We start from the raw sequence: 25991 nt of genomic DNA, 5'->3' as shown, positions 1-25991 counted from the left end.
GGCCGCCCGGTATGCGGTGCGGGCTGTGCGACCCCGCTGCGCCGGCCCTTCGGGCTTCCCTGCAGTGCTCGACTCAGGCGGGGTCCGCGTGAAACTCGCTGCGCTCAGACACACGCGGCCCTGATCCGCCTGAGTCTGCGCGCTTCGGCGGCGCAGAAGGGTCGCACAGCCCGCACAGCATACCGGGCTCTTTGGGTGTTCGGCGGGTCTGGGCGTCTCTGGCGCTGTCTCTCCGTCGCTGATGGTGAGAGGCTGCGCATGGATCACGATGGGGCTGGTGTGGAATGGGCCGCCGTGTGGACGATCTGCCACCGGCGTTCGACTTCCGAATCTACGACTGCATGCAATGCAGCCAGTTCGGTGCGGGTGAAGCAGCGATGGCTTTCGCGCACGTTCTCCACTTGCACGAGTAGACAGCGCAGGCATGAGGCGGCGTGATATGCCTCTTGCAAATTGTCCAGGGCAGCCGCAGCTTGCGTGGGCGGACCGGTGCGATGAGTTGAGGGTGCGTCTGGAGAGCGCGCGAGCGCGCAAGTGGGGTGTGCCATTGAATGGCCTCCGAAGTTGCGTCGCAAAGATGGCAATGGGCTGCTAAACCCGATCACGCCTTCACGTGATCGCGGGGAGTATATCGGCGGCACTTGCGCGGCCTTCAGCGCAGAGTCATTGGCATCTTCAAAAGTGGTGGATGAAGTCTGTTGTCGCGCCGCGCGAGCTACAGATTCGGTTGAGATGCGAGCGCCAAACTGCCGAAGACGTAGACGCTGCTCGCAGGGACGGGCCCCTTGGATTGCGCTTTCGCGCGCGAGCGTTGGTCGAACTTTTGCTCCGGTACTACTTAGTCGGCAGAATCCGCAATGCAGAGTCATCAAAAAATTGCCGACGAACTCTTGATCTTCAGACCTTCTCATTGCACGAATACCTATGAAACTAGCCCTATTCACGCGCCAACCAGAAAACCTGCCACAGCGTTATGAATGGGAAGGGCAATGGGTGGAGACGAATGCAGGCATAGCGTTCTGCCAGCCGTTCTCCAAAGACCGGCAAAAGACCGTCAGCACAATCGTGGTTGCTTTCAAGGCCTTGCAAGGCGGCTCGTCCGAAAGCTACGAGATGGCCTGGGAGGCTGACATCGTGGCCGTTGCGCAAAGCGCGCCTCCATATGAGATCTGGAGCAACGCTCCTCGGTTCGACATCTTCTACGCAAACGCGCGGAAGCTTGACGAAGTGCCGGAGAGAGCGCCGGGGCCGGGATTCATCCGGTACATCGAGTGACACACGTTGGGCCAACTCCGGACGTTGGCGGCTCAGGCGCGTCGGAGCGCTATCGACAACTGGTTGAGCATGGGAGGAATCATGGGCGATTGGGACTTTCTCTATGAAATGAACGAGCGTGGCTATAGCGCAGAGGAAATTGCCGATGCTGCCGGCTCTGGCGTAGCTCCTTGGCAGTGGGAGTACGTAAGCACCGAATGGATCGACGCTCAACTTGAAAATGAGTCAGAAGATGACGCCTACTCAATTGAGCCTTTTCAGAGCAGAGAGGGTTTTCCGTTCAGCGTCCTAGAGCAAACAGAGATCTTCCAAGACTTAGTCGACTGCGCGGCACGCCACTTCGAGAACACGGGCAGATACTTGCAGGTCTGGGGCGAACTGGGAGAAATCTACGCTGAGATCAAGTTTGGGCTTCGCCGCCACGCAACGCACTCGCCGGGCTCTGATGGCACGATCGCGGGCAAGCTTGTCGAGGTGAAGACCATCTCGCCTGAGAAGGGCAGCGATCGTGTACTCGTCAAGAGTCAAGGAAACTTTGAGCAGTTGCTCATCATCCGTATTGATCGAGATTTCCAATTCCAAGGCAGGCTCTTTGAAAGAACCGAGCTTAAGGGTGGTCTTGGCAAGTTCCTTCAAGGGCGACTCAAGAATGACAGGAGCAATTGTTAGCCGCTGGCGATCTCGGAGGGCCGCAGCCTCGCACGCAACTGATTAGATCCCAAGGAGACATGAATGACGGTCAAGCGCATGGACAACCTCGGCATCGTCGTGGAAGACCTCGATGCGGCCGTTGAGTTCTTCATTGAACTGGGTCTCGAACTTGAGGGGCGCGCCCCGATCGAAGGGGACTGGGCAGATGGCGTGACTGGATTGCGCGGTATGCGCGTCGAGATTGCCATGATGCGTACGCCCGATGGCCATAGCCGGCTGGAGTTGTCCCGCTTCGTCGCGCCGTCTGTGGTCGCAGACCATCGCAGCGCCCCAGTGAACGCTCTCGGCTACCTCCGCATCATGTTCGCCGTGGAGGACATCGACGATACGCTGGCCCGGCTCGTTGGCCGCGGCGCGACGCTCGTCGGCGAAGTCGTCCAGTATCAGGACATTTATCGGCTCTGCTATATCCGCGGGCCCGAAGGCATTCTCATTGGGCTCGCGCAGCAACTCGGCTAGCAGATCTCCCGAGAGAGTGGGTCCCTGCGCGAGCGCCTGGTCCCGTGGCGAGGGTCAGCAAACCAGGGCCGCTGCGGTCAGTATGTCGCGTATTCCTTGCCGGTCCCCGCGCGTAACAAGCCCGATGCCGACAGCCAGTTCTTCGCCCTCGACCAAAGACCTGTAGACGACGCCCGCCCGTCTCAATCCAGTGAAAGACTTGGGCAGTAGCGCCACACCACGCCCGCTGGCCACTTCACCCAACAAGACGTGATGGTCCGTAGGCTCCCTGAGCTTTGAGGGGGCGAAGCCATGCCGGGAGAAGACCTTCTGGCAGTGGTCGTAGAAAGCGGGCTGTCGCGCCCGCTCAAACCAGAAGACCGATTCACCCGCCAGGTCTGCCAGACGAACCGCCTTTCGCTTGGCCAAGCGATTGGAAGACTGCATCGCTACCACCATCGGAAGGCGGTCGAATTCCAAGACATTCAACCCCTGCACATCTGTAGGCAATGCGACGAAGGCCGCATCGAGTTTCCCACCATGAAGACGGCGTACGAGCCGCGGTGAGGTATCGGACAGGATTGATACGACAGTTCCCGGGTGAGTTGCTTGAATTCGTTCTGCCAGTCCACGGAACCAGGTCGGCTCCGCTGCGCTAGTAAGGCCAAGCCTCAGGATTGCCGGCAAGTTCTGAGTCGCGAGCTCCGCTTCTGCCTCGCGGAGCAACCTCCCGATTTTGCGCGCATAGGGCAGCAGTCTCTGCCCGGCGTCCGTGAGGTTGACGCCCTTCGTGGTCCGGTCGAAAAGCCGAATTCCCAATCGTTCCTCGAGCTCGCGAATCGCCCGACTCAGCGGCGGCTGGGAGAGGTGAAGCGTCTCAGCTGCCTGGCGAAAGCTCAGTGCGTCTGCGACGGCAAGGAATAGCGCCAGTGCACGGGAATCCAAAAGACTCGACATATCAAAAAGGTATCACGAACTTGGTCATTCCACGTTCCCGGCGTCACCTCTAGAGTGAACGTCATCAATTTTTTCAGAGGACTTCATGATGTTTTTCCGCCATGCCACAGCAACTGACAATTTTCGGCGACATCAAAGAGGAGGTGCGCAATGAACCGGTACGAACGCGGTTCACGCATGCTGACCGCAGTGGATGGCCCAGCGGGCCTGGATGCGGTTCAGACGCTCGCAAAGTCATTTCCGGATTTCGCGCGCTATGTGCTCGAATTTCCGTTCGGCGACATCTACGCACGAGAAGGCCTGGGCTTGCGCGAACGTGAGCTGGCGACGGTCGCGGCGCTGTGCGCACTGGGTCATGTGCAGCCCCAACTCCGTGTGCATGTGCATGCAGCATTGCACGTTGGCTGCAAGCCTGCAGAAATCGTCGAAGTTGTGATGCAGATGGCGGTCTACGCGGGATTTCCGGCAGCGCTCAACGGGCTGTCTGTCGTGCGCGAAGTTTTCGCAGAAGCTGAAATTGAGCTTCCACTGACCTGAAGTCACACCGTCATGAACGACGCTCACGCCGGACTCCCGCATGTCTGCGGACTTGTGGGACGACGACCTCTCCGTGCGGGCCTGGTCATGCCGGCTCACCCAGGTTCTCCAGTAGAAATGTACGAAGGCTGTCCGCCGCGGGCGAAAGGTCTCTGCCTTTCAGGAAAAAGAGAGACAAGTGGCGATCCACCACTGGGGAAATCAGGGGACGCGCGACGAGGCCGAATGCGGGCAGCAGCGAAAGGGAGCGACTAGGCTGAGCCGTGATCCCGAATCCGCTTTGAACCATCCCCAGCGCAGTGGTGATGAATGACACTTCCAGGGCTGGATTGAGCACCAGTGCGGAAGAGTGCTGGAACAAGTCCGCTTGCAAGCGCCGGGTGAAGTCAGGTGTGAGGCTCACAAAAGGGTACTTGAGGGTCTGCGCCCAATTCACCCGCTTGTGCACAGCAAGAGGATGGTCGGGTCGACAGACCATCCACACCCGATCCTGCATGAGGCTTTGCTGCATGAGCTCGGGTGCGGCCTGCCGCTGAGGGGCGACTCCGAAATCGGCCTCGCCACTGGCTACACGCGCGAGCGCTTGCTGGTTCAATGAGTCGAGGACGTAAACCGTCACCGCCGGAAATCTCTCCCGGTATCGACGGAGCACTTCAGGAAGGGTGGCGGCAGCATAGAGCGGAGTGCATGCGACGCGCACCGTCCCTCGCCGCTTTTGCTGCAAGTCCTGGGTGCTGACCAGCGCCTGCTCAAGGTCAGTCAGCACCTTGCGGGCTAGCGGATAGAACTCGGTGCCCGCGATCGACAGCTCCGTAGTGCGTGTGCTCCGGTCAAAGAGGCGCACTTCGATGTTTGACTCGAGCTCCTTGATGAGGAGACTCAGCGCCGAAGGCGTGAGGTGCAGCTTGCGTGCGGCGGCAGCAAATCCTCCAGCGTCCGCCACAGCGACGAATGCGCGGACCTGGCGCAATGAAACGTTGCCAATATTCATGAGAAAAACTCAACGCCCGCTAAAAATTGCTGGCTTGCCTCAACAATAAGGCAATCCTACGATTGGCCGCAACAAGGAGACCTCACGATGTTGCGATTCGATCCCAATCTGCGCTGGCTGTTCACGGAAGTGCCGATGCTCGAACGGTACGAGTCTGCGGCGAAGGCTGGATTCAAGGGCGTCGAAGTCGCCTTTCCGTACGAATATCCGGCGAAGGAGATCGCTGCGCGCCTTGGCGCCAACGGGCTTTCGATGGTTCAGATCCTCTCGCCTTTCGACTGGAACGGCGGAGAACGCGGGCTTGCCGCGCTGCCTGGAAGAGAGAAGGATTTCAGGTCCAGCATTCATGCCGCGATCGACTACGCGACGCAGGTGGGCGGCCCGATGATTCACGTCATGCCGGGCAACATGGGCCCCGAACTGGATCGGGCGCGCTGCATGGACCTGTTCCTGGAGAACATCGCCTGGGCGGCGGACCAAGCGAGCTCGCATGGCTTGACGCTGATTCTCGAGCCATGCTGTCGCGCCCGGTTTCCCGATTTCCTGTACCACCGCATCGACGAGGGCGTCGAAGTCGTCAAGGCCCTTGGGCGTGCCAACGTGAAGCTTTGCTTCGACACCTTCCACATCCAGATGGAGGAGGGGTCCATTGCCGACCGGATGCGCGCGGCCTGGCCCCACATCGGACATATCCAGGTCGGGAACGTGCCTGGGCGGCACGAGCCCGGTACCGGCGAAATCCACTTCCCCTACCTCTTCGACCTCATTGAAGAGCTGGGTTGGAAGGGCTGGGTCGGCTGCGAGTACGCACCCTCGCGCGAGACCCTGGACACGATCGCCTGGGGTGCGCCATACGGCATTCGAGACCCCCGGCATTCCATCGCAACCGCATAGGAGACAAACATGCTGAGTGCTTCCGACAACGAGATGCTGACCCGCACTGGCGCAGACACGCCGATGGGACAGTTCTTCCGTCGCTTCTGGCAGCCCATTGCGCTTTCGCGCGAGTTGCCCGAGCGCGATGGTGCGCCAATGCGCGTCAACATCATGGGTGAGCGGCTGGTGGCCTTTCGGAACAGTGAGGGGGTGGTGGGCCTTGTTGCCTCCAAATGCCCGCACCGGGGCGCCGACCTGTACTTTGGCCGCAACGAGAACTGCGCCATTCGCTGCGTGTTCCATGGCTGGCAGTTTGATGTGCAGGGCCGACCGATGGAGCTTCCGAATGTGCCTCCTGACGCGAGCTATCACGAGTCTCTCCGCCTGAAGGCCTATCCGACGCGCGAATACGGTGACATCGTCTGGGCCTACATGGGTCCCGATCCTTGGGAGAGAACGCTGCCGGAAGTGCCGCGCCTTGAATTTGGCGCGTTGCCGGCGTCGCACCGGTTCGTGACGAAGAAGCTCCAGGAGTGCAACTGGGCACAGTCCATCGAAGGTGCGTTGGACACCTCCCACTTCTCGTTTCTGCATATGCCGGCACCGGGCGTTCCCTCCAACGCAAATCCGGATGCGCCAGCGGACGAGAAGCGCCTGCGCTGGATACGCGAGGATCCATTGCCGAAGTTTTCCATCCTCGAACACGAGGTTGGCTTCGTGGTCGGAGGAGCTCGACGCGCCGACGACGGTGTTCGCTACTGGCGCAGCGCGCAGTACGCGGTGCCTTCACACAGCACCACACCTTCAACGCTGCCGGGCGAAACTCACTTCGGCTACACCTGGGTGCCGATCGACGATGAGAACTGCTGGATCTACACCTATGCCTGGAATCCCGACCGGCCACTCACGGAGGACGAGGTCAGCAAGTTCGGCAGCGGACATGGCGTTGTTGCGGAGGTCGATGCGAATTTCATCCCGATCCGTAATCGATCGAACGAATACCTGATCGACCGGCACCAACAAAAGCACATCAGCTTCACGGGTGTTCGCGGCGTTGCTGAACAGGACGCCATGATCCAGGACAGTCAAGGACGGATCGCGGACCGGACGCAGGAGCATCTTTCCGCCTCGGACGCCGCAGTGGTGCGATTCCGCCGAACGGTCCTGACTGCGGCCAAGGCGCTTGCAGCCGGGATCGAGCCCAAGGCTCCGATGAACCATGAGGCCTACAGGCTGCGTTCGGGCAGCTGGTTTGCCTCGGAAGGCGTGTCCTTCGAGCAAGTCATGCTGGAGCGCTTTGGCGACCCAGTCGGGCGGATCGCCCCCGAAAAGGCGGCCGGCAATCTCGCGACCGCGAAGTAAACAGAATCGACAGGAGACTCCACGATGATTTCGACCTATTTCCGCTGGCGGCGTGCCTTGGCGCTTGCCGCCTGCGCCTTGATCGGAGCAACTGGCGCATTCGCCCAGAACTACCCGGCCAAGCCCATCAAGCTGATTGTTCCGTACGCCGCCGGCGGCTCGACCGATGCGACCGCGCGCCTGCTGGCGAAGTCGCTGACCGAGCGGCTCGGACAGCCCATCGTGGTCGAGAACCGGGCTGGTGCAGGAGGAAGCATCGGACACGAATACGTGGCAAAGGCTCCGGCGGACGGCTACACGCTGCTGTTCAGCGCGGCCGGGCCCCTCACGGTGACCCCCCATACCTACCCCAGACTCGCGTACGAGCCCGTGAAGGGTTTCGAGCCGATCACGCTGGTGGCAACCCAACCGCTTCTGCTGGTCGTGAACCCCGCGCTGAAGATCACCAAGGTCGACGACCTGGTGCGGGAGGCCAAGGCTCACCCGGGCAAGGTGACGTACGGCTCGTTTGGCAACGGCAGTGCGGCGCACCTCGCAGGCGAATACTTCAAGAGTCTCGCCCACGTCGACATGGTCCACGTGCCTTACAAGGGAAGCGGACCCGCATTGGTGGACTTGGTGGCCGGCCAGATCGATGTCATGTTCGACGTCTTCTCGACTTCGGCGCCGTTGGTGAAGGCTGGAAAGCTGCGCGCAGTCGCGATCACGTCCACAGAGCGTTCGCCCCAATTCCCACAGGTCCCGACCATGCAAGAGGCGGGCATCGAAGGGTTCGAGGCGGGCACATGGTTCGGATTGCTTGCGCCAGCGAACACGCCTCAGCCCATCATCGACACCCTTTCCAACGCGACGAAAGCGGCGCTGAAGGAGAAAGACCTTCGCGACGTCCTCTCGTCTCAAGGCGCCTCCGTGGCGGGTGGAACGCCCGATCAATTCAAGCGCTTCTTTCTCTCCGAATACGACAAGTGGGGAAAGATCGTGAAGTCGGCAGGCATCACCGTCGATTGACGCAATCAGCAAGTCCAACCGAGTTCATATGAAGCTTCTGAGCTATTTCCATGGAGGCGCCTCGAGCTGGGGTGCCATCTTCGACCAGCGTATCGTCGACCTGCAGGCAGCTGCGAACGGGCGCTTTCCGACGCTTCGAAGCGCCCTGGCCAAGATGAGCCTGAGTGAGATCGAGGACCTCGCGAGATCCCGCCCCGCGACCATCCCTCTCGATCAAATCGAGTACCTGCCTGTGGTTCCCGATGCGCCTCGAATCTTCTGCATAGGTTTGAACTACGACGAGCACCGAATCGAAGCCAAACGGGAGACGACCACGCAACCAACGGTATTCCTGCGCGTGACCTCGTCGCAACTCGGGCACCAGCAGCCGATCGTCCTCCCCAGAGAGTCGACTTCGCTCGACTACGAAGGAGAGATCGCCGTTGTCATCGGCAAGGGCGGCCGACGGATCGATGAGAGCGCGGCTTGGAAGCACGTGGCGGGCTACGCGCCCTACAACGACGGTTCGATTCGCGACTGGCAATCGCACACGACGCAATGGACTCCCGGAAAGAACTTTCCTGACACTGGCGCGTTCGGCCCATGGCTCGTGACGCGCGGCGAAATCGGCGACGGTCAGGAGCTCAGTCTGACCACCCGCCTGAACGGAACGGTGGTGCAGCACGCGACAACCGCACAACTGATCTTTCCGATTCCGCGGCTGATCAGCTACATCTCGACCTTTACCGCGCTGGTGCCGGGTGACGTCATTGTCACGGGCACACCCGGAGGCGTCGGCTTCAAACGCCAGCCGCCCCTGTTCATGCGGCCGGGTGACCGCGTGGAGGTCGAGGTCGAGGGCGTTGGCACGTTGATCAACCCTGTGCAAGCGGAATGAGCAACTCGTCGCTTCTGGATGTTCGCGTCGCGCGACGGAACCTGGTTGCCGAGGACATCTGTGCGCTCGAACTGGAGCGCCCCTCGGGTGGCGCGCTTCCGCCGTTCGAGCCAGGTGCGCATATCGACGTGCACCTGGACGGACTGGTGCGGCAGTACTCTCTGCTCAACCACCCGTCCGAGCGCTTCAAATACAAGATCGCTGTGCTGCGCGCAATCGATTCTCGCGGTGGTTCGATCAAGGTGCACGAGCGTTTGAACGAGGGCCAATGCTTCAAGATCAGCGCCCCTCGAAACCACTTTCAATTGCAGCCTTCGCCCTTTGCTCTTCTGATTGCGGGCGGCATCGGCATCACGCCGCTCATGGCCATGTCGGCCGAGCTTGCGGCTGCGGGGTCGCGGTTCGCCTTGCACTATTGCGCGCGATCGCGAGCCAGAATGGCGTTTGCCGAAGAGCTTCTAGGCGCACCGTTTTCAAGCTCGGTGTCCTTGCACCTCGATGACGAAGCCGGGACGAAGTTCGACTGCCGTGCAGCCTTGAGCGAGGCGCCTGACGGTGCGCATCTGTATGTATGCGGACCGAGTGGCTTCATGAAGCATGTTCTCGATACGGCCCGCGACTTGGGGTGGGGCGAGGACCGGGTGCATTTCGAGCACTTCCAGCCGGTCGCTGCACCGGACAACAGCAAGAAAGCGGCATTTGAAATCCTGGCTGCGCGAACAGGAAAGCGCGTGACAGTCGCCGCCACTGAGACCGCCTTGAGCGCGCTTGCCCGGATCGGAATCGTCGTGCCGACATCCTGCGAGCAGGGCGTATGCGGCACGTGCCTGACGGACGTACTCGAAGGCGTTCCAGATCATCGGGACATGTTTCTCACTCCCGAGGAGCGAACCCTGAACAACCAGTTTCTTCCGTGCTGCTCGCGTGCGTGCAGCGACAGCTTGACCCTTGACCTTTGATTTCCGGATTCGAGAGACTCGCCCATGACCAAGACTCATCGCAGAACGCTCAAGATCGCCAGCATCCCCGGTGACGGCATCGGCAGGGAAGTGATGCCCGAGGGTCATCGCGTGCTCGAAAAGATTGCGAGCCGGTTCGACCTCGATCTGCAGTTCACGCACATCGAATGGGCCAGCTGCGACTACTACCAGCGCCATGGCGACATGATGCCGCCCGACTGGAAAGCCCAGCTCGAAACGCAGGATGCCATCCTGTTCGGTGCTGTCGGCTGGCCCGATACGGTTCCGGACCACGTCTCGTTGTGGGGGTCTCTTCTGAAGTTCCGACGTGAGTTCGATCAATACATCAATCTCCGACCGGCACGATTGTTCGATGGTGTGCCGTGCCCTCTGGCCGGCCGCAAGGTAGGCGATATCGACATCTACATCGTGCGCGAGAACACGGAGGGCGAGTACACCAACCTCGGCGGTGTGATGTATGCCGGCACCGAGCGCGAAATCGTGGTTCAGGAGACCGTGATGAGCCGCTTTGGAGCCGACCGTGTGCTCAGGTATGCCTACGAACTGGCCCAGTCACGGCCTCGCAAGCGGCTGACCGTGGCTACCAAGAGCAACGGGATCGCAATCAGCATGCCGTGGTGGGACGGCCGCGCCGATGCAGTCGGGGCGGACTACCCGGAGGTTCAGGTCGACAAACAGCACATCGACATCCTCACTGCGCGCTTCGTGCTGCAGCCGCAGCGATTCGATGTGGTTGTGGCAAGCAACTTGTTCGGCGACATCCTTTCGGACCTGGGGCCCGCGTGCACTGGCACCATCGGCCTGGCACCGTCAGCCAACCTGAATCCCGAGCGAAGCTTTCCCTCTCTTTTCGAACCTGTGCACGGCTCCGCTCCGGACATTTACGGAAAGGGCGTAGCCAATCCGATCGCGATGATCTGGTCGGCCGCTTTGATGCTGGATTTCCTCGGCGAGCGTGAAGCACACGACGCGATCCTGAGTGCTATCGAGCATGTACTTCGTGAAGGACCACGCACGGCAGATCTTGGAGGCAACGCGAGCACCAAGGAACTCGGACAAGCGATTGCGGCGTTGATCTAAGAACAGGCGGTGCAGAAGGCGACCGGCTGCTCCAGCGCCTGGCGAATCAACCAGCGTCCGCCATCGCCTTGGCCCCTGCGTCGGCAACCTGCGCGTCTTGCGTCGACTGCATGCCGGAAACACCGATCGCTCCCACCAACTGGCCTCCCGACATCAGCGGCAGTCCGCCTTCGAGCGGGCATGCACCCTGCGTAGCCAATAGCCTGAGATTGATGCCGCCGGCGGTCAATGCTTCCTCGAACACCTTGGTCGGGCGCTTGAAGCGCACGGCGCTTTCCGCCTTTGCCTGCGCAATGGTGACGCTGCCGGTCTGGGCTTGATCCATCTTGTGCAAGACGACGAGATTGGCGCCGCTGTCCATGACCGCAATGACCATGGGCCAGCCGTTGGCCTTCGCTTCGGCCTCTGCGGCGGCGGCGATCATCCGCGCAGTGTCGAGCGACAGGGGCGGGCCGTATGGAATGATGTGTGAAACCGAGGTCATGTCGAGATCCGTGCAAGTGAATGAAGCGCGCGATGCTAGGGACGGGACGACCTCATGCCTATTCCCTATTCCTTCGCATCTGCTGTGCACAAATCACCCGATCAACGCATTTCCTCGGCGCAGACGGCGTCTGCATTGGACGACGTTCGCTTCTTCCTGGCGGTGGCTCGCGAAGGGAGCTTGTCCGGCGCCGCGCGAACATTGAATGTCGAGCACTCCACGGTCGCGCGGCGTGTCGGTGCACTGGAGGCGAGTCTCGGCGTGCGCTTGTTCGACCGGCTTCAGAGGAGCTGGACGTTGACGAGCGAAGGCGAAGCGCTCATCGCTCCGGCGGAGCGTCTGGAGCACGAAGCCTTGGCGTTCACCCGGGCAGCCGCGGCGGCCACGAGCCTTGAAGGAACAGTCCGGATATCCGCCCCGCCGGTGTTCGCGAGCCAGTTCCTCGTGCCTCACCTGTCACGCTGCGCCGACCGCTGGAAGGGGATCGAGCTGGATCTCGTCGGCGAGGCTCGAACGGCCAATCTCCACCGGCGCGAAGCCGACGTTTCGCTTCGCTTCATGCGGCCTGACGAACCCGGCTTGGCCGCACGCAAGTTGGGAGAATTGAGCTTTCGGCTCTATGCGACGCCGGCGTGGCTCGCCCGGGCCGAGTCGGAATGGACCTTCATTGGCTATGGCGAGCCGATGAGCGAAGTGCCTCACCAGCAGTTGCTTGCGCGCATTGCCGGGGACCGACCCTTCGTCCTGCGAAGCAACGATCTTGCGGCGGTCCACCAGGCGTGCCGAGCCGGCATGGGGCTTGCGATGCTCCCCACTTTCATCGCAAGGCCGGACAACGGCCTGATCGAAGTGCCACGCCCACCAGGCCCACCAGGCCTGGAGCGCCCCTTGCTGCGAGAGATATGGTGCGTCGTGCACCCCGACGTTCGTCGTTCGCCGCGTGTCAGGTTGATGGTGGACCTGCTTGGGCAACTGATCCAGGAGAGTTCCGCGGCGCTGGTTTGAAGCATGCGCGGCAAGTCTCACTTGCCTGCCTCGAGCCTCGCGGTCATCTTCTGCTGCACCACGCCGATGGCCTTCAGTGGCCTGACCATCACCTTGAAGTCGACGATCTGGCCGGCGTCATTCCATCTGACGATGTCCACCGCGTTGACGGTCACGCCGTCGATGCCGCTCTCGAACTCAAGCATCGCATCCCTGTCGCCGAAGAGCTTGCGAACGACGTGGAAGGTCGGATTGAAGAAAGCGTGCAGCGCGGCCTCCAGGTAACGCGCTGCAAGTTCCCTGCCGCGTTGCGGCGAGTGAACGATGGGAGAGTGGAACACCACGTCATCGGCGAGCAGATCTCGCAGACCGCTCGGGTCTTGCGTAACGACCATGCGATGCCACGCGTCGAGTGGGTTGGTAGCAGTCAATTTGCGCCCCTTTCATCGTGAGTGAATGCGGTTGCAGGCTTTGCCACACGCCTGACGGTGCCTTTGGGTTCGTCGATGTTGGCGGCGAGCCATTCATGCCAGGCGGTGGTCCCCTTGCGGCCGTGCGCTTCGGCAAAGCCCAGCCGGACCGCCGTCTGTGGAGCGACATCGAAGCCGATCACGCGCTTCTTCAGGCGGCGCGCTTGCAGATACTGGCGGGCAAGAACCGGGAGCGGCAGTGCTGCGGGCCCGCCGATCTCGTCACGCATACCGCGCCTGCCGTCGCCGACGCAATCGACGAGATACGACGCGACATCGGCGGTGTCCACCGCATCGACGACAACGTTTGGGAGGATCCACCAAGGCATCCACCGCATGCTGGCGAAGAGACGTGCAAGCAGGTAGTAGAACGGTCCGGCGCGCACCACGGACCAGGAAACATCCGATTCTCGGACCAGCGTTTCGCCTTGCAGTTTTACCTTGCTGTAAGGCAGCGAAGCAGCCTCGCTGAGCCCGACGATGGACACGTGCAGAAAATGCTGCACCCTGGCGTTGCGGCATTCGCGCAGCAGCCGGCCCGTTCCGTCCACGTCCACCGCTGAAGGCGTGGCGAAGAGGTCCACCAGCCGGATCCGGCCGCGCTGGGCGATCGGGGAGAAGGTTGCAGCGTTGATGACCGTGGTCACGCCTTCAAGCGCTTCGCTCAGGCCGGCCCCGGTGGCGAGGTCGCCGCGGGCCCATTCGACGCGCGCGTCGCGGCCCGGCAGCCTGGCCAGGACTCGCACCCGTTTGCCCCGGGCCAGCAGTTGGCCCACGATGTCGCGACCGAGATGCCCGGTACCGCCTGTGACGAGAACGCGTTGTTCATCTGTGCTGGTGTGTTCAAGCATATTTCCTTCCAACGTCAATGGTTGATCGACTCGCTATACAAGACGTTTGAGGGTCCGGTTTCGTCACCACCGTGTGCCGGTTCGCCTCCCACGACTGTTCTCACTTCTCGCTTCTCACTTGTCACGCGATGGCGGATACCCAAGCTTTCTTGAACCTGCGGCCGCGCCTGTTCGGTATCGCTTATCGGATGTTGGGAACACGGCAGGAGGCGGAAGACGCCGTGCAGGAGGTCTACCTCAAGTGGCTCGAAGCCGAAACCAGCAGCGTGCGCTCGCCGGAAGCGTGGCTGGTGAGCGTGGCGACGCGCTGGTGCATCGATCGCCTGCGGACCTTGAAAGTGGAACGCGAGTCCTACGTCGGGCCGTGGCTGACGGAGCCGATCGTGGCGGACCTCGCCTCGCCAGAGACCGAACTGGAGAAGGCACAGCACTTGTCCATCGCCTTTCTGTTGACCCTCGAGCGGTTGAGCCCGGATGAACGCGCTTCATTCCTGCTTCACGAGGTGTTCGACTTCAACTACACCGAGATCGCCGAGGCCCTTCAACGCAGCGAGGGCGCATGCCGCCAGTTGATGTATCGGGCGAGGCAACGCTTGGGCGAACCGCGCGGACGCTTTGGAGCATCGCCCGCGCAGCATCGCTGGCTGGTGGAGCAGTTCGTGTCGGCGACGACGAGCGGCGACGTCGGGCGCATCGTTGCGCTGCTCTCCAGCGACGCCCAGGTTGTGGCAGACGGTGGCGGCAAGGCACGCGTCGTGCTGAAGCCCTTGCAAGGCGCAGAACGCATCGCCCGGCTCTTCCACGTGATTGCCCGTCAAGCTTCCGCCCATGACGCGCGCCTCGACTATCGTCCGGTGCGCGTCAATGGCGAACTGGGGCTGCTTCGGTTCTTCAACGGCACACTGCATTCGGTGCTGGCGTTCGAGACGAACGATGACCGGATCGCGTCAATCAGCATCGTGGCGAATCCCGCAAAGATGCGTGAGGCGGCCGAGTTGACGTGAGTCCACTTCGCTCCTCTTCGATGCGCTTGCGTGCGTGGCGACCCTGGTGCAGGATTCCGGACGGCAACGCATTGACATTGAAGATGAACGGAGGATTCATGGCATCGAGTTTCAGTTTCCAAGGGCGATGGGCAGCCGCCTGCCTGCTCGCGGCAATGGCCAGCATGGCGAGCTTGGCGCATGGCCAGACCACTGCAGGCACCTGCTCCGTCTGTGGCACCGTCGAATCGGTAAGCCCTGTGCAGGCCTCCGCATCCGCCTCCGGGCTCGGCGCGGTGGCCGGTGGCGTGGTGGGCGGCGTGGTCGGCAATCAGGTCGGCAGCGGCAGGGGGCGGACGCTCGCCACCGTTGCAGGCGCCGCCGGTGGTGCCATGGCCGGCAACGCGGTCGAAAGAAACCGCAACACGCACACTGTCTTCAGGGTCAACGTTCGGATGCAGGACGGGTCGCTGCGCACGATTGACTCCGGCATTTCGTTTGCCGTCGGCCAGCCGGTGACGGTCAAGGGAAACACGATCCTGAGGAACTGACGCTCACACCACGCTCTTCGTGCAGCCCCCATCCACCCTGAGCGCAGCGCCCGTCGTCCCGGATGAAAGCGGGCTCGCGATGTAAGTGACCATGGACGCGATCTCGGCCGTCGTCTCGAAGCGCTTGATCAACGAGGTGGGCCGCGCCTTCTCGAAGAAGTCCTTCTCGAATTCTTCGAAGGTCTGGTTGCCGGCTTTGGCGAGTGCGCCCACGAAGTCGTCGACGCCTCGGGACTTGGTGGGGCCGGGCAGAACGCTGTTCACCGTGATCCGGGTGCCGGCGAGGGATTCGGCCAAGCCTCGGGCAACCGCGAGCTGGGCGGTCTTCGTCATGCCGTAGTGAATCATCTCGGCCGGAATCTGCACGGCGCTTTCGCTGGAGATGAAGATGATCCGGCCCCAGTCGGCCTTTCGCATGGCCGGCAGGCAAAGGCGAGCCAGACGAACGCCGCTGAGCACGTTGACGTCGAAAAAGCGGATCCAGTCTTCGTCCGGAATGTCCTCGAAGGGCTTGGGTTCGAAGATGCCCAGGTTGTTCACCAGGATCTCGATGCCGGGGAACTTGCCCACGAGGTCTTCGGCGATGGCTCGCTTGCTCAGATCGCCGGCGAAGCCCTGAACCGAGCCTCCATCTCCCGCGACGATGCGGCCGACAGCTTCATCGACGGCCGCCTGCGTTCGCCCGTTCACGATGACGCGCGCGCCTTCCGCAGCGAGGCCGGCGGCGATGGCGTGGCCGATGCCCGCGGTGCTGCCGGACACCAGTGCGAGCTTGCCTGTGAGTTGCATGTCCATGATTTACATCCTTTGAGCCTACTTTTCGTAGGTGGTGTCGGAGGGCCCATATCCAGTGATCACGACCACCGCGCCCTCCGGACCCGTGGTGGCGAAATGCGCGACGCCCCCGGGCTCCGTATAGAAGCTGCCCGCGGGCAAGGACACTTCGGAAGCCGCGTCGTTGGCAGCGCCATAGCCGAAATGCCAAAGTCCTGAGACGACGGTGGCGGTACGTGCGTCCCGGTGGCGGTGAGCCTCGATCACCGTGTTGGGGGCCACCGACAGTTCGACACTGTACAGGCCGGGCTTGGCCGGATCGCCATACAAGAGCCGTGTGGAGACGCCGGCGACACCCGATGTCCCGGTTCCCGCGGTGGAGGCGGGCAATCCATCGATGTCCTTCGACGTGAGCCGCACCTGCGCTGTCCGCACGGGTGCCGATTCAATGAAGGGGATGAGGATTGCGAGCGCCTGCTCCGGCTGCTCTTCCATGATCCAGTGGCCGGAGTTGGCGATGACGGCGCCTCGCACATTCGTTGCCACGCTTTCCAGCTCTGGCGCCATCGATGCGCCGTAAGAGTGATCGCCGCCAATCGCCAGGACAGGCATCGTCAACTTTCCCGTCTTGGCGAACTGTGCCTGGTTGTCCGTTGCGTCAGTCGCGAATGCGGCGAACTGGCCGCCGAATGCGTTGTGGATGGCCCCCGGTCTCGCATAGAGGTTTGCGTAGTGGCGGCGTGTCTGTTCGTCGATGCCCGCGGGATTCGCTGAAAGCTCGTTGTAGAACCTGTCCAGCAGGATGCGTTCGCGGCCCGCGACGAGGCGTTCGACGTCTGGCCCGCGGAAGTTGAAGTGCCAGACCTTGGGATTGGTCAGTTGCTTGTCCCAGCTTCCCATGCCTGGCAGCGGCGCGTCCATGATGGCCCACGCATTCACGCGCGCGGGATTCTGCGCAGCGACGGCGTAGCCCACCATGTTGCCGATGTCATGAGTCACGAGCGTGAAGTCGCCGATCTGAAGACGATCGAGCATCCCGATCAGGTCGCGAGCCTGGGATGCCTTCGTGTAACCGTCCTCGGGGTGCGATGACAGCCCCATGCCACGAAGATCGGGCACGACGACCGTATGCGTCTTGGCGAGTGCGACCGCAAGCGGCTGCCACATGTCGCCAGTGTCCCCGAAGCCATGCAGGAGCACGACGGCGGGGCCGGTGCCACCGACCCGCACGTACTGCGTGCCGCCACTGACGGCCATCTGCTGCATCCGGAAGGTCTTTGGGTAAGGTTGGACTGCCGCCGAGACGGGGAGGGCATAGCCCGTGAGCGTGAGCAGAAGCAAAAGGCCCCAACGAATCCAATGGAAAGGTGACAGATGCTCTTTGGGTTTGAGTCGCATGCTATTTCTCCAGGTTGTGTGGTTGGTTGATCGGTGCCTCGCCGCCTATGAGCCCGCCGCCGCCCATCCGGCGAAAACCCGGGGGCTCGTGCCCGTGCCAGGCAGATGGCGAGGAACGGTTGCCAGCGGCCTGATCACGCGCCCGATGGCCTGCGTCGCCGGCGCCGGCTGCGCCGCGCGATCGAGCAGTCCCCGGCGTTCTGCCACCGTCACTGCTTCGGTTCGGCTGGTCGCGTCGAGCTTTCCGTAGATCGAGCGCAGGTGAGACTTCACCGTGCCGACCCCGATGCCCATTTCCCGTGCGATGACCTTGTTGCCAAGTCCCTCGACAAGGAGCCGAAGCACCTCTTCCTCACGGGAGGTCATGGCTTCCCGCGCAACGCTGTCGGCGAGGCGGCGTGCTGCGACGGCGCCGATATGGCGCACGCCGGTGCTGAGCGATCGCACCGCGGTGTTCAGCTCATCGATGGCGCATCCGATCAACAGGTATCCCCGCACCCCCGCCTGCAATGCGCGGCGTATTTCCCATTCCTTTTGCCGCTGTGTCACCACGAGCACGGCTGGAAGCGGGGCGGCTCCGGTGGACCTCTGATGCAGGCCCGTGACGAGCTCGAGGCCGGCGTCATAGTCCGTGACCACCACGTGCGCCGATTCCGTTCGGCGAGGCTCGTCTGGACTGCGTTCCGAAACGCTGAAGTCAGCCTGCAAGTGCAACGCACCGCTCAAGCCGACCGCGACGACGGGATCGACGTGCGAAACATCGACGAAGATTTTTCTGTTCATCCGCATGACTCCTTTGATCAAGCCGCTCCATGCATTGGCGCGCTCTGCTGAGTCCGAAGAATGGTCGCAAGAGCCGGCGGTGACCAGTGAAGTCGTGAGAAGTCTCTGCAAGAAAAACGTAGCGGCGTGAATTGCCGCGAATTTCCGCGAAGCGAGCCGCGCTCGCGCGCACGGGCTCTAGGCTGACACGATATCCCGGGCCGCGCGCAGGTCGGGTGTGTCGAGCCCTTCCTCGAAGCGACCGTACAAAGGCGCAACCATCTCGCGCGCTTCCAGGAATCTGCCCTGTCGGATCCAGGAGCGGGCAAGGCTCATGGCACCCCTGAGTTCCCACGCCAGTGCGCCTTGGCGACGGGCGAGGTCCATGGAGCGCCTGAATTCGCGTTCCGCTGCCTCGACCGCGCCGGGTTCCCCGCGTTGCAGCATGTACTCGCCCCGCTTGCGCATCACCTCGGGAGCGCACCAGCCGCACAAGCCCGAGCTCGCGCGCTCCAGGCTGACGGAGTGATGCCACCGGCTCGCCACGCTGGCGATGCAGTCCAGCTCTTTCGCGTTGAGGGTCTGTACGAAGGGCATGCGCATCGCCTCGCTCTGGCGGTCGTTCTCGGCCTCCAGTACCGCTTCGAACGAATGTGCCCACGACTCCCAGTACGGCGAATTGCTCTTGCGCGAGGTCGTGGCCAAACGGACGACAAGATGCTCGGCACGGTCGAATTCGCCACGCCAGAACGCCAGCGGAATCGCAGCCATCGCCAGCGTCTGCAAAAGCGCATGGTGATGGGCGTCACCGGCCACCGCGAGGCATTCCTCGACGGTGCGCATCGCGCTATCGGGGCGGCCCTCGAGCCAAAGCATTCGTGTCAGCAGGATCCGCATCGAGACCTGGCGCGGCACGATGCTCGGATACTCCGGCCGCATGCTGTGTTCGTCGCGGGCGAGCGTCCGTTCGGCGTACTGGCGAGATGCCTGATGGTCCCCCATGAAGTGGCGGCACTGCGCGAGAAGCCGCTCCGACAGCACGACGCCCGCCTCGTCTTCGGACTTGCTCGCCACATCCAGAGCGGACTCGGCAGCCGCTGTGGCGGAGACGTAGTCACCCGTGACGAAGCTGCCCAGCCACGTGCTGTACAGCGCGAGGATTCGCGATGTCGAATCCGCCATTCCTTGGGCAAGCTGGGAGGCGCGCGAAAGGATGGCGAGCGTCCGCTGTCCGCGCCAGCCGGGCTCGACGCTGGGCCACGCCAGCACGAGGTTCAGGCGCAGTTCGAGATCGGGTCGCGGCGGGTTCAGGAGGCGAAGGTGATTGAGCGCCCGCTCGATGCGATCGACCTGTTCGGCAAGCACCCCGAGTTCATGCAGCGGCATGGCGATTGCCATGATCTCGATGCCGATCTGCAGCTCGCCTCCCTCCGAAAAGCACCAGTCCAGCGCGGCGCGGACATCCTCGATGTGACCACCGTGCGCGACCAGTGACGTCGCGCGAAGCATCCCGTCGCGGCCCGCGTCCGCAGCGACCAGCTTGCCGTGCATCTCCAGCGCATGGCGCCTGAATACGGGGTCCACGGGCTCTGCTTCGCGCATTTTCTGCATCGCAAACGATCGGGTCGTGTCGAGCAGCCGGTAGCTCGCGAGCCCGCTTTGCACGTCGACGCTGATCAGCGATTTGCTGGTCAGGCTCACGAGTGCCTGCAGCACGTCCTCGGCCGTGATGCGGTCGCCGCTCGCGACGCCGGCCGCTGCTTTCAGGTCGAACGCGCTCCGAAAGACCGACAAGCGACGCAGCACGATCTGCTCAGGCGTGGAGAGCAACTGATAGCTCCAGTCCAGCATGGCCGCGAGCGTCTGATGCCGCGGGGCTGCCGTGCGACGGCCTCGAAACAGAAGCGAGAGGTGGTCGCCGACACGCGACTTGAGTTCCACCACGCCCAGACTCGCGACCCGTGCGGCGACAAGCTCGACCGCCAGCGGCAGGCCGTCCAGCTGATGCGTGAGCGAGCAGACGTCGCGGACGTTGTCATCGGTCAGCACGAAAGGCAATCCCCCGATGGAAGCTCGTTCAACGAACAACTCGACGGCTGGGAACCGCATCGCCCCATCCCGGTCGAGCGGATTGTCGACCGGAGGCAGTCCGAGCGGCGCGAGCCGGTAGGTCCGTTCTCCTTCCACGTCCAGCGGTTCGCGGCTCGTGGCAAGGATGGTGATCCCGGTGCCTGCGAGCAGGCCGTCCGCAAGACTCGCCGCAGCCTCGATGACGTGTTCGCAGTTGTCCAGCACGACCAGGACATCCATCGAAGCGAGCGATTGCAGCAACGAGGCGAGCGGTTCCTGGGGCGTCGCCGGAAGCTCCAGCGCGCTCGCCAGCGTGGCGGCCACGAGGCTGCCATCCGCCACGGGCGTGAGGTCGACGAATACCACGCCCTCCCGAAAATCGGATGCGCACGCGTCGGCCAGGGCAAGTGCCAGCGTCGTCTTCCCGATGCCCCCTGGGCCGGCGATGGTCAGCAGGCGGTGCGCATCGAGCGCCTCCTTGAGAGTGGCGAGCGCGTCTGATCTTCCGATCATTCGCTTGGTGCGAGGCAAGGGCGCTTGCGCTCGGGTGCCGACCGGCGCAGCCGCTTGCACCGGCTCCCCGCGCACCAGGGTTCCGACAAAGCAGTAGCCCCGGCCAGGAATGTTCTCGATGTAGCGGACGCCGTCCAGTCCGTCGCCAATTGCGCGGCGCAGCGCAGACATGTGAACGCGCAGGCTCGTTTCCTCGACCACCGAACCTGGCCAGGCGCCCGCTTCCAGGTCGCGGCGGCTGACGACCTCGCCGGCTCGCTCGATGAGCGTCGTCAGGAGATCGAAGGCCCTGCTGCCGATTCGCACCGGAGTGTCGCCGTCGAGCAGGCTGCGCTTGTCCTTCAGCACGCGGTATCGGCCGAAAGCGAAATCACAGGGAGCCGGCTGGGATGGCAACGTCATGAGCGCGCTTCAGGGTTGTCGTGCGTCGGCAGTGTAAAGCCCGCGAACTGGGGCCGCCAGCCGGGTACACAGGCCCCTCTTCCGATCGGAAGATGGCGGCCGGCTGTGCTTCGGCGAAACTTTCCGCACCCATACCCAAGGAGCAAATCATGTTCATGCGGCAGTGCGGAAACTTGCTGGGGAGTAGGCCATGAAGCGAATGGACGGGAAGGTCGTGGTCATCACGGGGGCGAGCGCCGGCATTGGCTGGGCAACGGCGCTGCTCTTCGCGCGTGAAGGCGCCAAACTGGTGCTGGGTGCTCGACGCGAGACTGAGCTGATCGCGCTCGCATCGGAGATCGCGGCGGCCGGAGGCTCCGCGGTCACTTTGGCAGGCGATGTGCGGGACGAAAGCTATGCCAAGGGCCTGGTGGAGCTCGCGGTCTCGCGGTACGGCCGCCTCGACGCTGCGTTCAACAATGCCGGGACGCTCGGCGAGTCTGGTCCGAGCACGGAAGTTTCCGAGGCAGGCTGGACCCACACGCTGGCCGTCAACCTGACGGGTTCGTTCCTGGGCGCGAAGCACCAGATCGCGCAGATGCTCCGAAATGGCGGAGGCTCCGTCATCTTCACCTCGACTTTCGTCGGCCACACCTTTGCATTTCCGGGGGTCGCTGCCTACGCGGCGAGCAAGGCGGGGCTCATCGGCCTGACCCAAACCCTGGCGGCGGAGTTCGGACCGAAGTCTGTGCGAGTGAACGCCATTCTTCCGGGCGCGGTCGACACCGACATGTATCGCGAGATGAACGACACCCTGGAGAAGACGGCTTTCATCACGAACCTGCACGCGCTCAAACGCATTGCGAGTCCCCAGGAGATTGCGCGCACGGTGCTCTACCTGGCGTCCGACGACTCCTCGTTCGTCACCGGCACGGCCTCGCTGGTGGATGGTGGTGCGTCGATTACTCGCACTTGATCCCGCACCTGATCCCCTTCAATCAGCCTCGAGCCGACGCCCGTAGGCGGCAAAGCTTTCCGCCTTCAGCGCCTTCATCATCACCTTCGCAGCCGGCGACAAGAGACGATCGGTGCGGGTAATGATGCCGAATGCATCCATGTGGCAGGGCATTTCCACGGGCAGCAGCGCAACGATGCCATGCGCCGCGTAGTACCGGGCCACATCGGTCGCCAGCACGGCCACCATGTCGCTCTGCTGCAGCATGCGCGTGATGAAGAGCAGCGCCGCTGTTTCGATGACGTTCAGCGGCGGCGCGAGTCCTTCCTCCTGGAACATCAGTTCGAACCGATGCCGCAACACGCTCCCGGCCGGCGGCACGATCCAACCCGCCGACACCAGGTCGCGCAAGCCCAATCCGCTCATGCCCAGCAGCGGATGGCCGGGCCGAACCAGGGCGCACACCGGCTCTTCGGTGAGCGCCTCATAGCGTATGTTGGTCTTGTCGTGTTCCGCGAAGAGGCGCGCGACGAGCAGGTCGAGCTTGCCCTGTTCGAGCCGCTCCAGCAGCACCGGGCTGGTCTCTATCTCCAGCGACACGCGCAGGTTGGGATGCTCGCGCTTGACTGCGGCGACAGCTGGCGGCAGCAGCACGAGGCCGGGGGCCGTGATGGCGCCGATGTTCACTTGCCCGGCACCGCCGGCCTTCAATGCGGTGAGTTCGTCGTGCGCCTGGTTCAGGCTCGCGAGCGCGACGCGCGCGTGGCGGATCATGGTTTCCCCGTACCAGGTCGGCCGCATGCCGCGCGGCAGGCGATCGAACAGGGGCACTTCCAGGACGTCCTCCAGGTCCTTGAGCAGCTTCGAGGCCGCGGGCTGGGTCATGTTCAACACCTGTGCGGCGCGATGGATATTGCCCTCTTCGGCCAGCGCCACGATGAGCAGCAGTTGGCGGGTCTTGAGGCGCGCACGGATGAACCAGTGCGTGTAGTTGGTCATGGGGTTTACCTGAATGCTTCTTCTGGTATCGATTCGATCCAAATATTGATTGGAAAGATATTGGTGCGATTCCTACACTCGCCCCACTTTGAAGCGAAGCGACCTCCAGCAGAATGCACGGCAGCTCATCAACGGGCGCTGGGAGACTGGCGTGACCACGGGCGCCAGCCGCAACCCTTCCGACACCCGCGAGGTGGTCGCGGAGTATGCGCGTGCCGACCGCAGCCAGACGGAGCGCGCCATCCGCGCCGCCGCCGATGCGTTTCCTCACTGGAGCCTCACCACGCCGCAGCGCCGAGCCGACGTGCTCGACCAGATCGGCAGCGAGATCCTCGCGCGGCGCGACGAACTCGGCATGCTGCTGGCGCGCGAAGAAGGCAAGACCTTGCCCGAGGCCGTGGGCGAAGCGGCGCGTGCCGGCCACATCTTCAAGTTCTTTGCGGGCGAGGCTCTCAGGGGCGGCGGAGAGGCCATGGCGTCCGTGCAGCCGGACGTACTGGTCGACGTCACGCGCGAGCCAGTCGGCGTGGTCGGATTGATCGCGCCATGGAACTTTCCGCTTGCCATTCCTGCCTGGAAGATCGCACCGGCGCTGGCCTATGGCAACAGCGTCGTCTTCAAGCCGGCTGAACTGGTGCCGGCGTGCGGATGGGCGCTGGCTGAAATCATCAGCCGCGCGGCGTTGCCCGCGGGCACTTTCAACCTCGTGATGGGCAGCGGCCGCGAAGTGGGGCAGACGATCGTCGACAGCCCGTTGGTGGATGCGATCAGCTTCACGGGCTCGGTCGCGACCGGCGAGCACATCCTGCGGGCCGCGACCCAGCGCCACGCCAGGATTCAGCTGGAGATGGGCGGCAAGAACCCGCTGGTGGTACTGGCGGACGCCGACCTCGACCGCGCGGTCGATTGCGCTGTGCAGGGCGCCTACTTCTCTACCGGGCAGCGATGCACGGCGTCGAGCCGGCTGATCGTCGAGGCCGCGGTCCACGATGCTTTCGTGGTGCGGCTTCGCCATCGGCTTGCCGCGCTCAAGGTCGGCCATGCACTGGAGCGCGGCACCGATATCGGGCCGGTGGTCGACGCCGAACAGCTCGAAAAGAATCTGGCAGCTGTCGCCAGCGCGACCGAAGAGGGCGCCGAGCATGTCTGGGGTGGGGAAAGGCTCAAGCGCGCGACAGCGGGCCACTACATGAGCCCGGCGTTGTTCCTCGCGCGGCCCGGTCACCGCGTGGCGCGCGACGAGATCTTCGGGCCTGTGGCCTGCGTGCTGCGCGCCGACGACTACGCGCATGCGCTCGCACTTGCGAACGACACGCCCTTTGGACTTTGCGCCGGCATCTGCACCACATCGCTTTCGCGCGCAATGCACTTCAAGCGACATGCCAAAGTGGGCATGACCATGGTCAACTTGCCGACCGCGGGGGTGGACTATCACGTACCCTTCGGTGGCCGAAAGGCTTCCAGCTACGGTCCGCGAGAGCAGGGCCGGTATGCCGCAGAGTTCTACACCACCGTCAAGACCGGCTACGTGCTGGCCTGAGTGGGTCGACAAAACCAGGGTTTCTTTCACCACGTTCAAACAGGAGACAACATGAAACTGAACCGTCGCACACTCAACATCGCCCTTGCTACCGCGTCGCTCTCGTCGCTGCTGCCGATCAAGGCACTGGCCCAGCAGAAGATCGTCCTGGGCTTTGCCCAAGTCGGCGCCGAAAGCGAATGGCGCACGGCCAACACAGAGTCGATCAAGTCGGCCGCCAAGGAGGCCGGCATCGATCTCAAGTTCTCCGACGCACAGCAGAAGCAGGAAAACCAGATCAAGGCGATTCGTTCCTATATCGCCCAGAAGGTCGACGTGATCGCCTTCTCGCCGGTGGTCGAATCCGGCTGGGATCCGGTGCTGCGCGAAGCCAAGGCCGCTGGCATTCCGGTGGTGCTGACCGACCGCTCTGTCGACAGCAAGGACACCTCGCTCTACGTGACCTTCATGGGCTCTGACTTCGTCGAGGAAGGCCGCAAGGCAGGCCGCTGGCTGGTCGAGAAGGAAAAGGGCAAYGCGGGCCCCGTCAACATCGTCGAACTGCAGGGCACCGTCGGCTCGGCACCCGCGATCGACCGCAAGAAGGGCTTCGAGGAAATCATCAAGGCCGATCCGAAGTTCAAGATCATCCGTTCGCAGACGGGCGACTTCACCCGCGCCAAGGGCAAGGAAGTGATGGAAGCCTTCCTGAAGGCCGAGGGCAAGAAGATCAACGTGCTGTATGCGCACAACGACGACATGGCGATCGGCGCGATCCAGGCGATCGAGGAAGCGGGCATGAAGCCGGCGCAGGACATCATCATCATCTCGGTGGACGGCGTGAAGGGAGCCTTCGAGGCCATGATGGCCGGCAAACTGAATGTGTCGGTCGAATGCAGCCCGCTGCTTGGACCGCAGCTGATGAGTGCGGTCAAGGACATCAAGGCCGGCAAGCCGCTGCCCAAGCGCATCCTGACGCAGGAAGGGATCTTCCCGATGGAGGTTGCCAAGTCCGAATTCCCGAATAGGAAGTACTAGCAAGTACTGACCCCCGTTGCTTGCCCACTTCGTGTGGCCGCCTCCCCCCTTCCAGGGGGCGCTGCCTGCGGCCCGGCAAAGCCGGTTCCGCGGCAGCCCACGAATTGCGGCGCGCTTCGCGGCCGCGGTTGCAGTCATTTTTGGGGATGAATTTTTTTGAAACTGGA

26 protein-coding genes are annotated in these 25991 nt (G+C 63.1%); 16 read left to right on the top strand and 10 right to left on the bottom strand.

Going from position 1 to position 25991, the window contains the following annotated elements; translation table 11 throughout:
* The first annotated feature begins 924 nt into the window (after positions 1-924).
* The 3 genes from AC1DSF_RS26260 to AC1DSF_RS26250 all read left to right on the top strand — a co-directional run bounded on the left by AC1DSF_RS26260 (position 925) and on the right by AC1DSF_RS26250 (position 2445).
* Positions 925-1275 carry a hypothetical protein gene (locus tag AC1DSF_RS26260; protein ID WP_478125295.1) on the top strand — a complete coding sequence of 117 codons (351 nt, stop codon included), beginning with the start codon at positions 925-927 and terminating at the stop codon, positions 1273-1275.
* Positions 1276-1356: 81 nt separating this feature from the next.
* A complete protein-coding gene (locus AC1DSF_RS26255) occupies positions 1357-1944 on the top strand; it encodes a hypothetical protein (RefSeq protein ID WP_478125296.1) in 588 nt (195 codons plus the stop codon).
* 63 nt (positions 1945-2007) lie between these two features.
* Positions 2008-2445 carry a VOC family protein gene (locus AC1DSF_RS26250; protein ID WP_478145222.1) on the top strand — a complete coding sequence of 146 codons (438 nt, stop codon included), beginning with the start codon at positions 2008-2010 and terminating at the stop codon, positions 2443-2445.
* Between the two features lie 54 nt (positions 2446-2499).
* Here the strand turns inward: AC1DSF_RS26250 and AC1DSF_RS26245 are convergent, their stop codons facing one another.
* Positions 2500-3369, bottom strand: coding sequence for a LysR family transcriptional regulator (locus AC1DSF_RS26245; protein WP_478125298.1), 870 nt, complete (start codon positions 3367-3369; stop codon positions 2500-2502).
* Between the two features lie 162 nt (positions 3370-3531).
* Between AC1DSF_RS26245 and AC1DSF_RS26240 the strand changes: the two genes are divergently transcribed.
* A complete protein-coding gene (locus AC1DSF_RS26240) occupies positions 3532-3918 on the top strand; it encodes a carboxymuconolactone decarboxylase family protein (RefSeq protein ID WP_478125299.1) in 387 nt (128 codons plus the stop codon).
* A gap of 85 nt (positions 3919-4003) precedes the next feature.
* On the opposite strand, the gene AC1DSF_RS26235 is transcribed toward AC1DSF_RS26240, so the two are convergent.
* Positions 4004-4909, bottom strand: a complete 906-nt coding sequence (locus AC1DSF_RS26235; protein ID WP_478125300.1) for a LysR substrate-binding domain-containing protein — start codon at positions 4907-4909, stop codon at positions 4004-4006.
* A gap of 87 nt (positions 4910-4996) precedes the next feature.
* On the opposite strand from AC1DSF_RS26235, the gene AC1DSF_RS26230 reads away from it, so the two are divergent.
* Genes AC1DSF_RS26230 through AC1DSF_RS26205 form a run of 6 tightly spaced genes read left to right on the top strand, consistent with a single transcriptional unit; the run spans position 4997 to position 11092 of the window.
* Positions 4997-5803, top strand: a complete 807-nt coding sequence (locus AC1DSF_RS26230) for a hydroxypyruvate isomerase family protein (RefSeq protein ID WP_478183703.1) — start codon at positions 4997-4999, stop codon at positions 5801-5803.
* A 9-nt stretch (positions 5804-5812) separates the two neighbouring features.
* Positions 5813-7147, top strand: a complete 1335-nt coding sequence (locus AC1DSF_RS26225) for a Rieske 2Fe-2S domain-containing protein (protein ID WP_478183702.1) — start codon at positions 5813-5815, stop codon at positions 7145-7147.
* 24 nt (positions 7148-7171) lie between these two features.
* Positions 7172-8155, top strand: a complete 984-nt coding sequence (locus AC1DSF_RS26220) for a Bug family tripartite tricarboxylate transporter substrate binding protein (protein ID WP_478125303.1) — start codon at positions 7172-7174, stop codon at positions 8153-8155.
* A 28-nt stretch (positions 8156-8183) separates the two neighbouring features.
* Positions 8184-9032, top strand: a complete 849-nt coding sequence (locus AC1DSF_RS26215; RefSeq protein WP_478183701.1) for a fumarylacetoacetate hydrolase family protein — start codon at positions 8184-8186, stop codon at positions 9030-9032.
* Complete coding sequence (locus AC1DSF_RS26210; protein WP_478125305.1) at positions 9029-9991, top strand: PDR/VanB family oxidoreductase; 963 nt, start codon at positions 9029-9031, stop codon at positions 9989-9991. Before AC1DSF_RS26215 ends, AC1DSF_RS26210 begins: the two co-directional genes overlap by 4 nt.
* Positions 9992-10015: 24 nt before the next feature.
* Positions 10016-11092 carry a tartrate dehydrogenase gene (locus tag AC1DSF_RS26205; RefSeq protein WP_478125306.1) on the top strand — a complete coding sequence of 359 codons (1077 nt, stop codon included), beginning with the start codon at positions 10016-10018 and terminating at the stop codon, positions 11090-11092.
* Between the two features lie 46 nt (positions 11093-11138).
* Here AC1DSF_RS26205 and AC1DSF_RS26200 read toward each other — a convergent pair whose 3' ends face one another.
* The gene (locus tag AC1DSF_RS26200) at positions 11139-11576 is read right to left on the bottom strand and encodes a GlcG/HbpS family heme-binding protein (protein WP_478125307.1); all 438 of its coding nucleotides are present in this window, start codon (positions 11574-11576) and stop codon (positions 11139-11141) included.
* Positions 11577-11630: 54 nt separating this feature from the next.
* On the opposite strand from AC1DSF_RS26200, the gene AC1DSF_RS26195 reads away from it, so the two are divergent.
* Complete coding sequence (locus tag AC1DSF_RS26195) at positions 11631-12581, top strand: LysR family transcriptional regulator (protein ID WP_478125308.1); 951 nt, start codon at positions 11631-11633, stop codon at positions 12579-12581.
* Positions 12582-12598: 17 nt separating this feature from the next.
* On the opposite strand, the gene AC1DSF_RS26190 is transcribed toward AC1DSF_RS26195, so the two are convergent.
* Together AC1DSF_RS26190 and AC1DSF_RS26185 are read right to left on the bottom strand one after the other, a co-directional pair.
* Positions 12599-12991, bottom strand: a complete 393-nt coding sequence (locus tag AC1DSF_RS26190) for a nuclear transport factor 2 family protein (protein WP_478125309.1) — start codon at positions 12989-12991, stop codon at positions 12599-12601.
* Positions 12988-13881 (bottom strand): SDR family oxidoreductase, encoded by an 894-nt coding sequence (locus AC1DSF_RS26185; RefSeq protein ID WP_478125310.1) that lies wholly within the window; start codon positions 13879-13881, stop codon positions 12988-12990. The genes AC1DSF_RS26190 and AC1DSF_RS26185 overlap by 4 nt, the downstream gene beginning before the upstream one ends.
* A 128-nt stretch (positions 13882-14009) precedes the next feature.
* Between AC1DSF_RS26185 and AC1DSF_RS26180 the strand changes: the two genes are divergently transcribed.
* Complete coding sequence (locus AC1DSF_RS26180; RefSeq protein ID WP_478125311.1) at positions 14010-14885, top strand: RNA polymerase sigma-70 factor; 876 nt, start codon at positions 14010-14012, stop codon at positions 14883-14885.
* A gap of 98 nt (positions 14886-14983) precedes the next feature.
* The gene (locus AC1DSF_RS26175; protein WP_478125312.1) at positions 14984-15415 is read left to right on the top strand and encodes a glycine zipper 2TM domain-containing protein; all 432 of its coding nucleotides are present in this window, start codon (positions 14984-14986) and stop codon (positions 15413-15415) included.
* 3 nt (positions 15416-15418) lie between these two features.
* On the opposite strand, the gene AC1DSF_RS26170 is transcribed toward AC1DSF_RS26175, so the two are convergent.
* From AC1DSF_RS26170 to AC1DSF_RS26155, 4 genes are all read right to left on the bottom strand, one after another.
* Entirely contained in the window at positions 15419-16210 is a 792-nt protein-coding gene (locus AC1DSF_RS26170) for an SDR family NAD(P)-dependent oxidoreductase (RefSeq protein ID WP_478125313.1), read from the bottom strand.
* An 18-nt stretch (positions 16211-16228) separates the two neighbouring features.
* Positions 16229-17587 (bottom strand): alpha/beta fold hydrolase, encoded by a 1359-nt coding sequence (locus tag AC1DSF_RS26165; protein WP_478125314.1) that lies wholly within the window; start codon positions 17585-17587, stop codon positions 16229-16231.
* Between the two features lie 45 nt (positions 17588-17632).
* Positions 17633-18370, bottom strand: a complete 738-nt coding sequence (locus AC1DSF_RS26160) for a response regulator transcription factor (protein WP_478125315.1) — start codon at positions 18368-18370, stop codon at positions 17633-17635.
* Positions 18371-18547: 177 nt separating this feature from the next.
* The gene (locus AC1DSF_RS26155) at positions 18548-21334 is read right to left on the bottom strand and encodes an ATP-binding protein (RefSeq protein WP_478125316.1); all 2787 of its coding nucleotides are present in this window, start codon (positions 21332-21334) and stop codon (positions 18548-18550) included.
* Between the two features lie 190 nt (positions 21335-21524).
* Between AC1DSF_RS26155 and AC1DSF_RS26150 the strand changes: the two genes are divergently transcribed.
* A complete protein-coding gene (locus tag AC1DSF_RS26150) occupies positions 21525-22289 on the top strand; it encodes an SDR family oxidoreductase (protein WP_478125317.1) in 765 nt (254 codons plus the stop codon).
* 18 nt (positions 22290-22307) lie between these two features.
* On the opposite strand, the gene AC1DSF_RS26145 is transcribed toward AC1DSF_RS26150, so the two are convergent.
* Positions 22308-23267, bottom strand: a complete 960-nt coding sequence (locus tag AC1DSF_RS26145; protein ID WP_478125318.1) for a LysR family transcriptional regulator — start codon at positions 23265-23267, stop codon at positions 22308-22310.
* An 88-nt stretch (positions 23268-23355) separates the two neighbouring features.
* Between AC1DSF_RS26145 and AC1DSF_RS26140 the strand changes: the two genes are divergently transcribed.
* Positions 23356-24807: an aldehyde dehydrogenase family protein gene (locus AC1DSF_RS26140; RefSeq protein WP_478125319.1), complete on the top strand. Its 1452-nt coding sequence runs from the start codon at positions 23356-23358 to the stop codon at positions 24805-24807.
* A gap of 51 nt (positions 24808-24858) precedes the next feature.
* Complete coding sequence (locus tag AC1DSF_RS26135; RefSeq protein WP_478125320.1) at positions 24859-25824, top strand: ABC transporter substrate-binding protein; 966 nt, start codon at positions 24859-24861, stop codon at positions 25822-25824.
* The last annotated feature ends 167 nt before the right edge of the window (positions 25825-25991 follow it).

The sequence above is a fragment of the Variovorax sp. 01N429 genome, from assembly GCF_056399425.1.
Note: the sequence above shows the minus strand (reverse complement) of the source record. Positions and strands in the feature narration are given on the sequence as shown.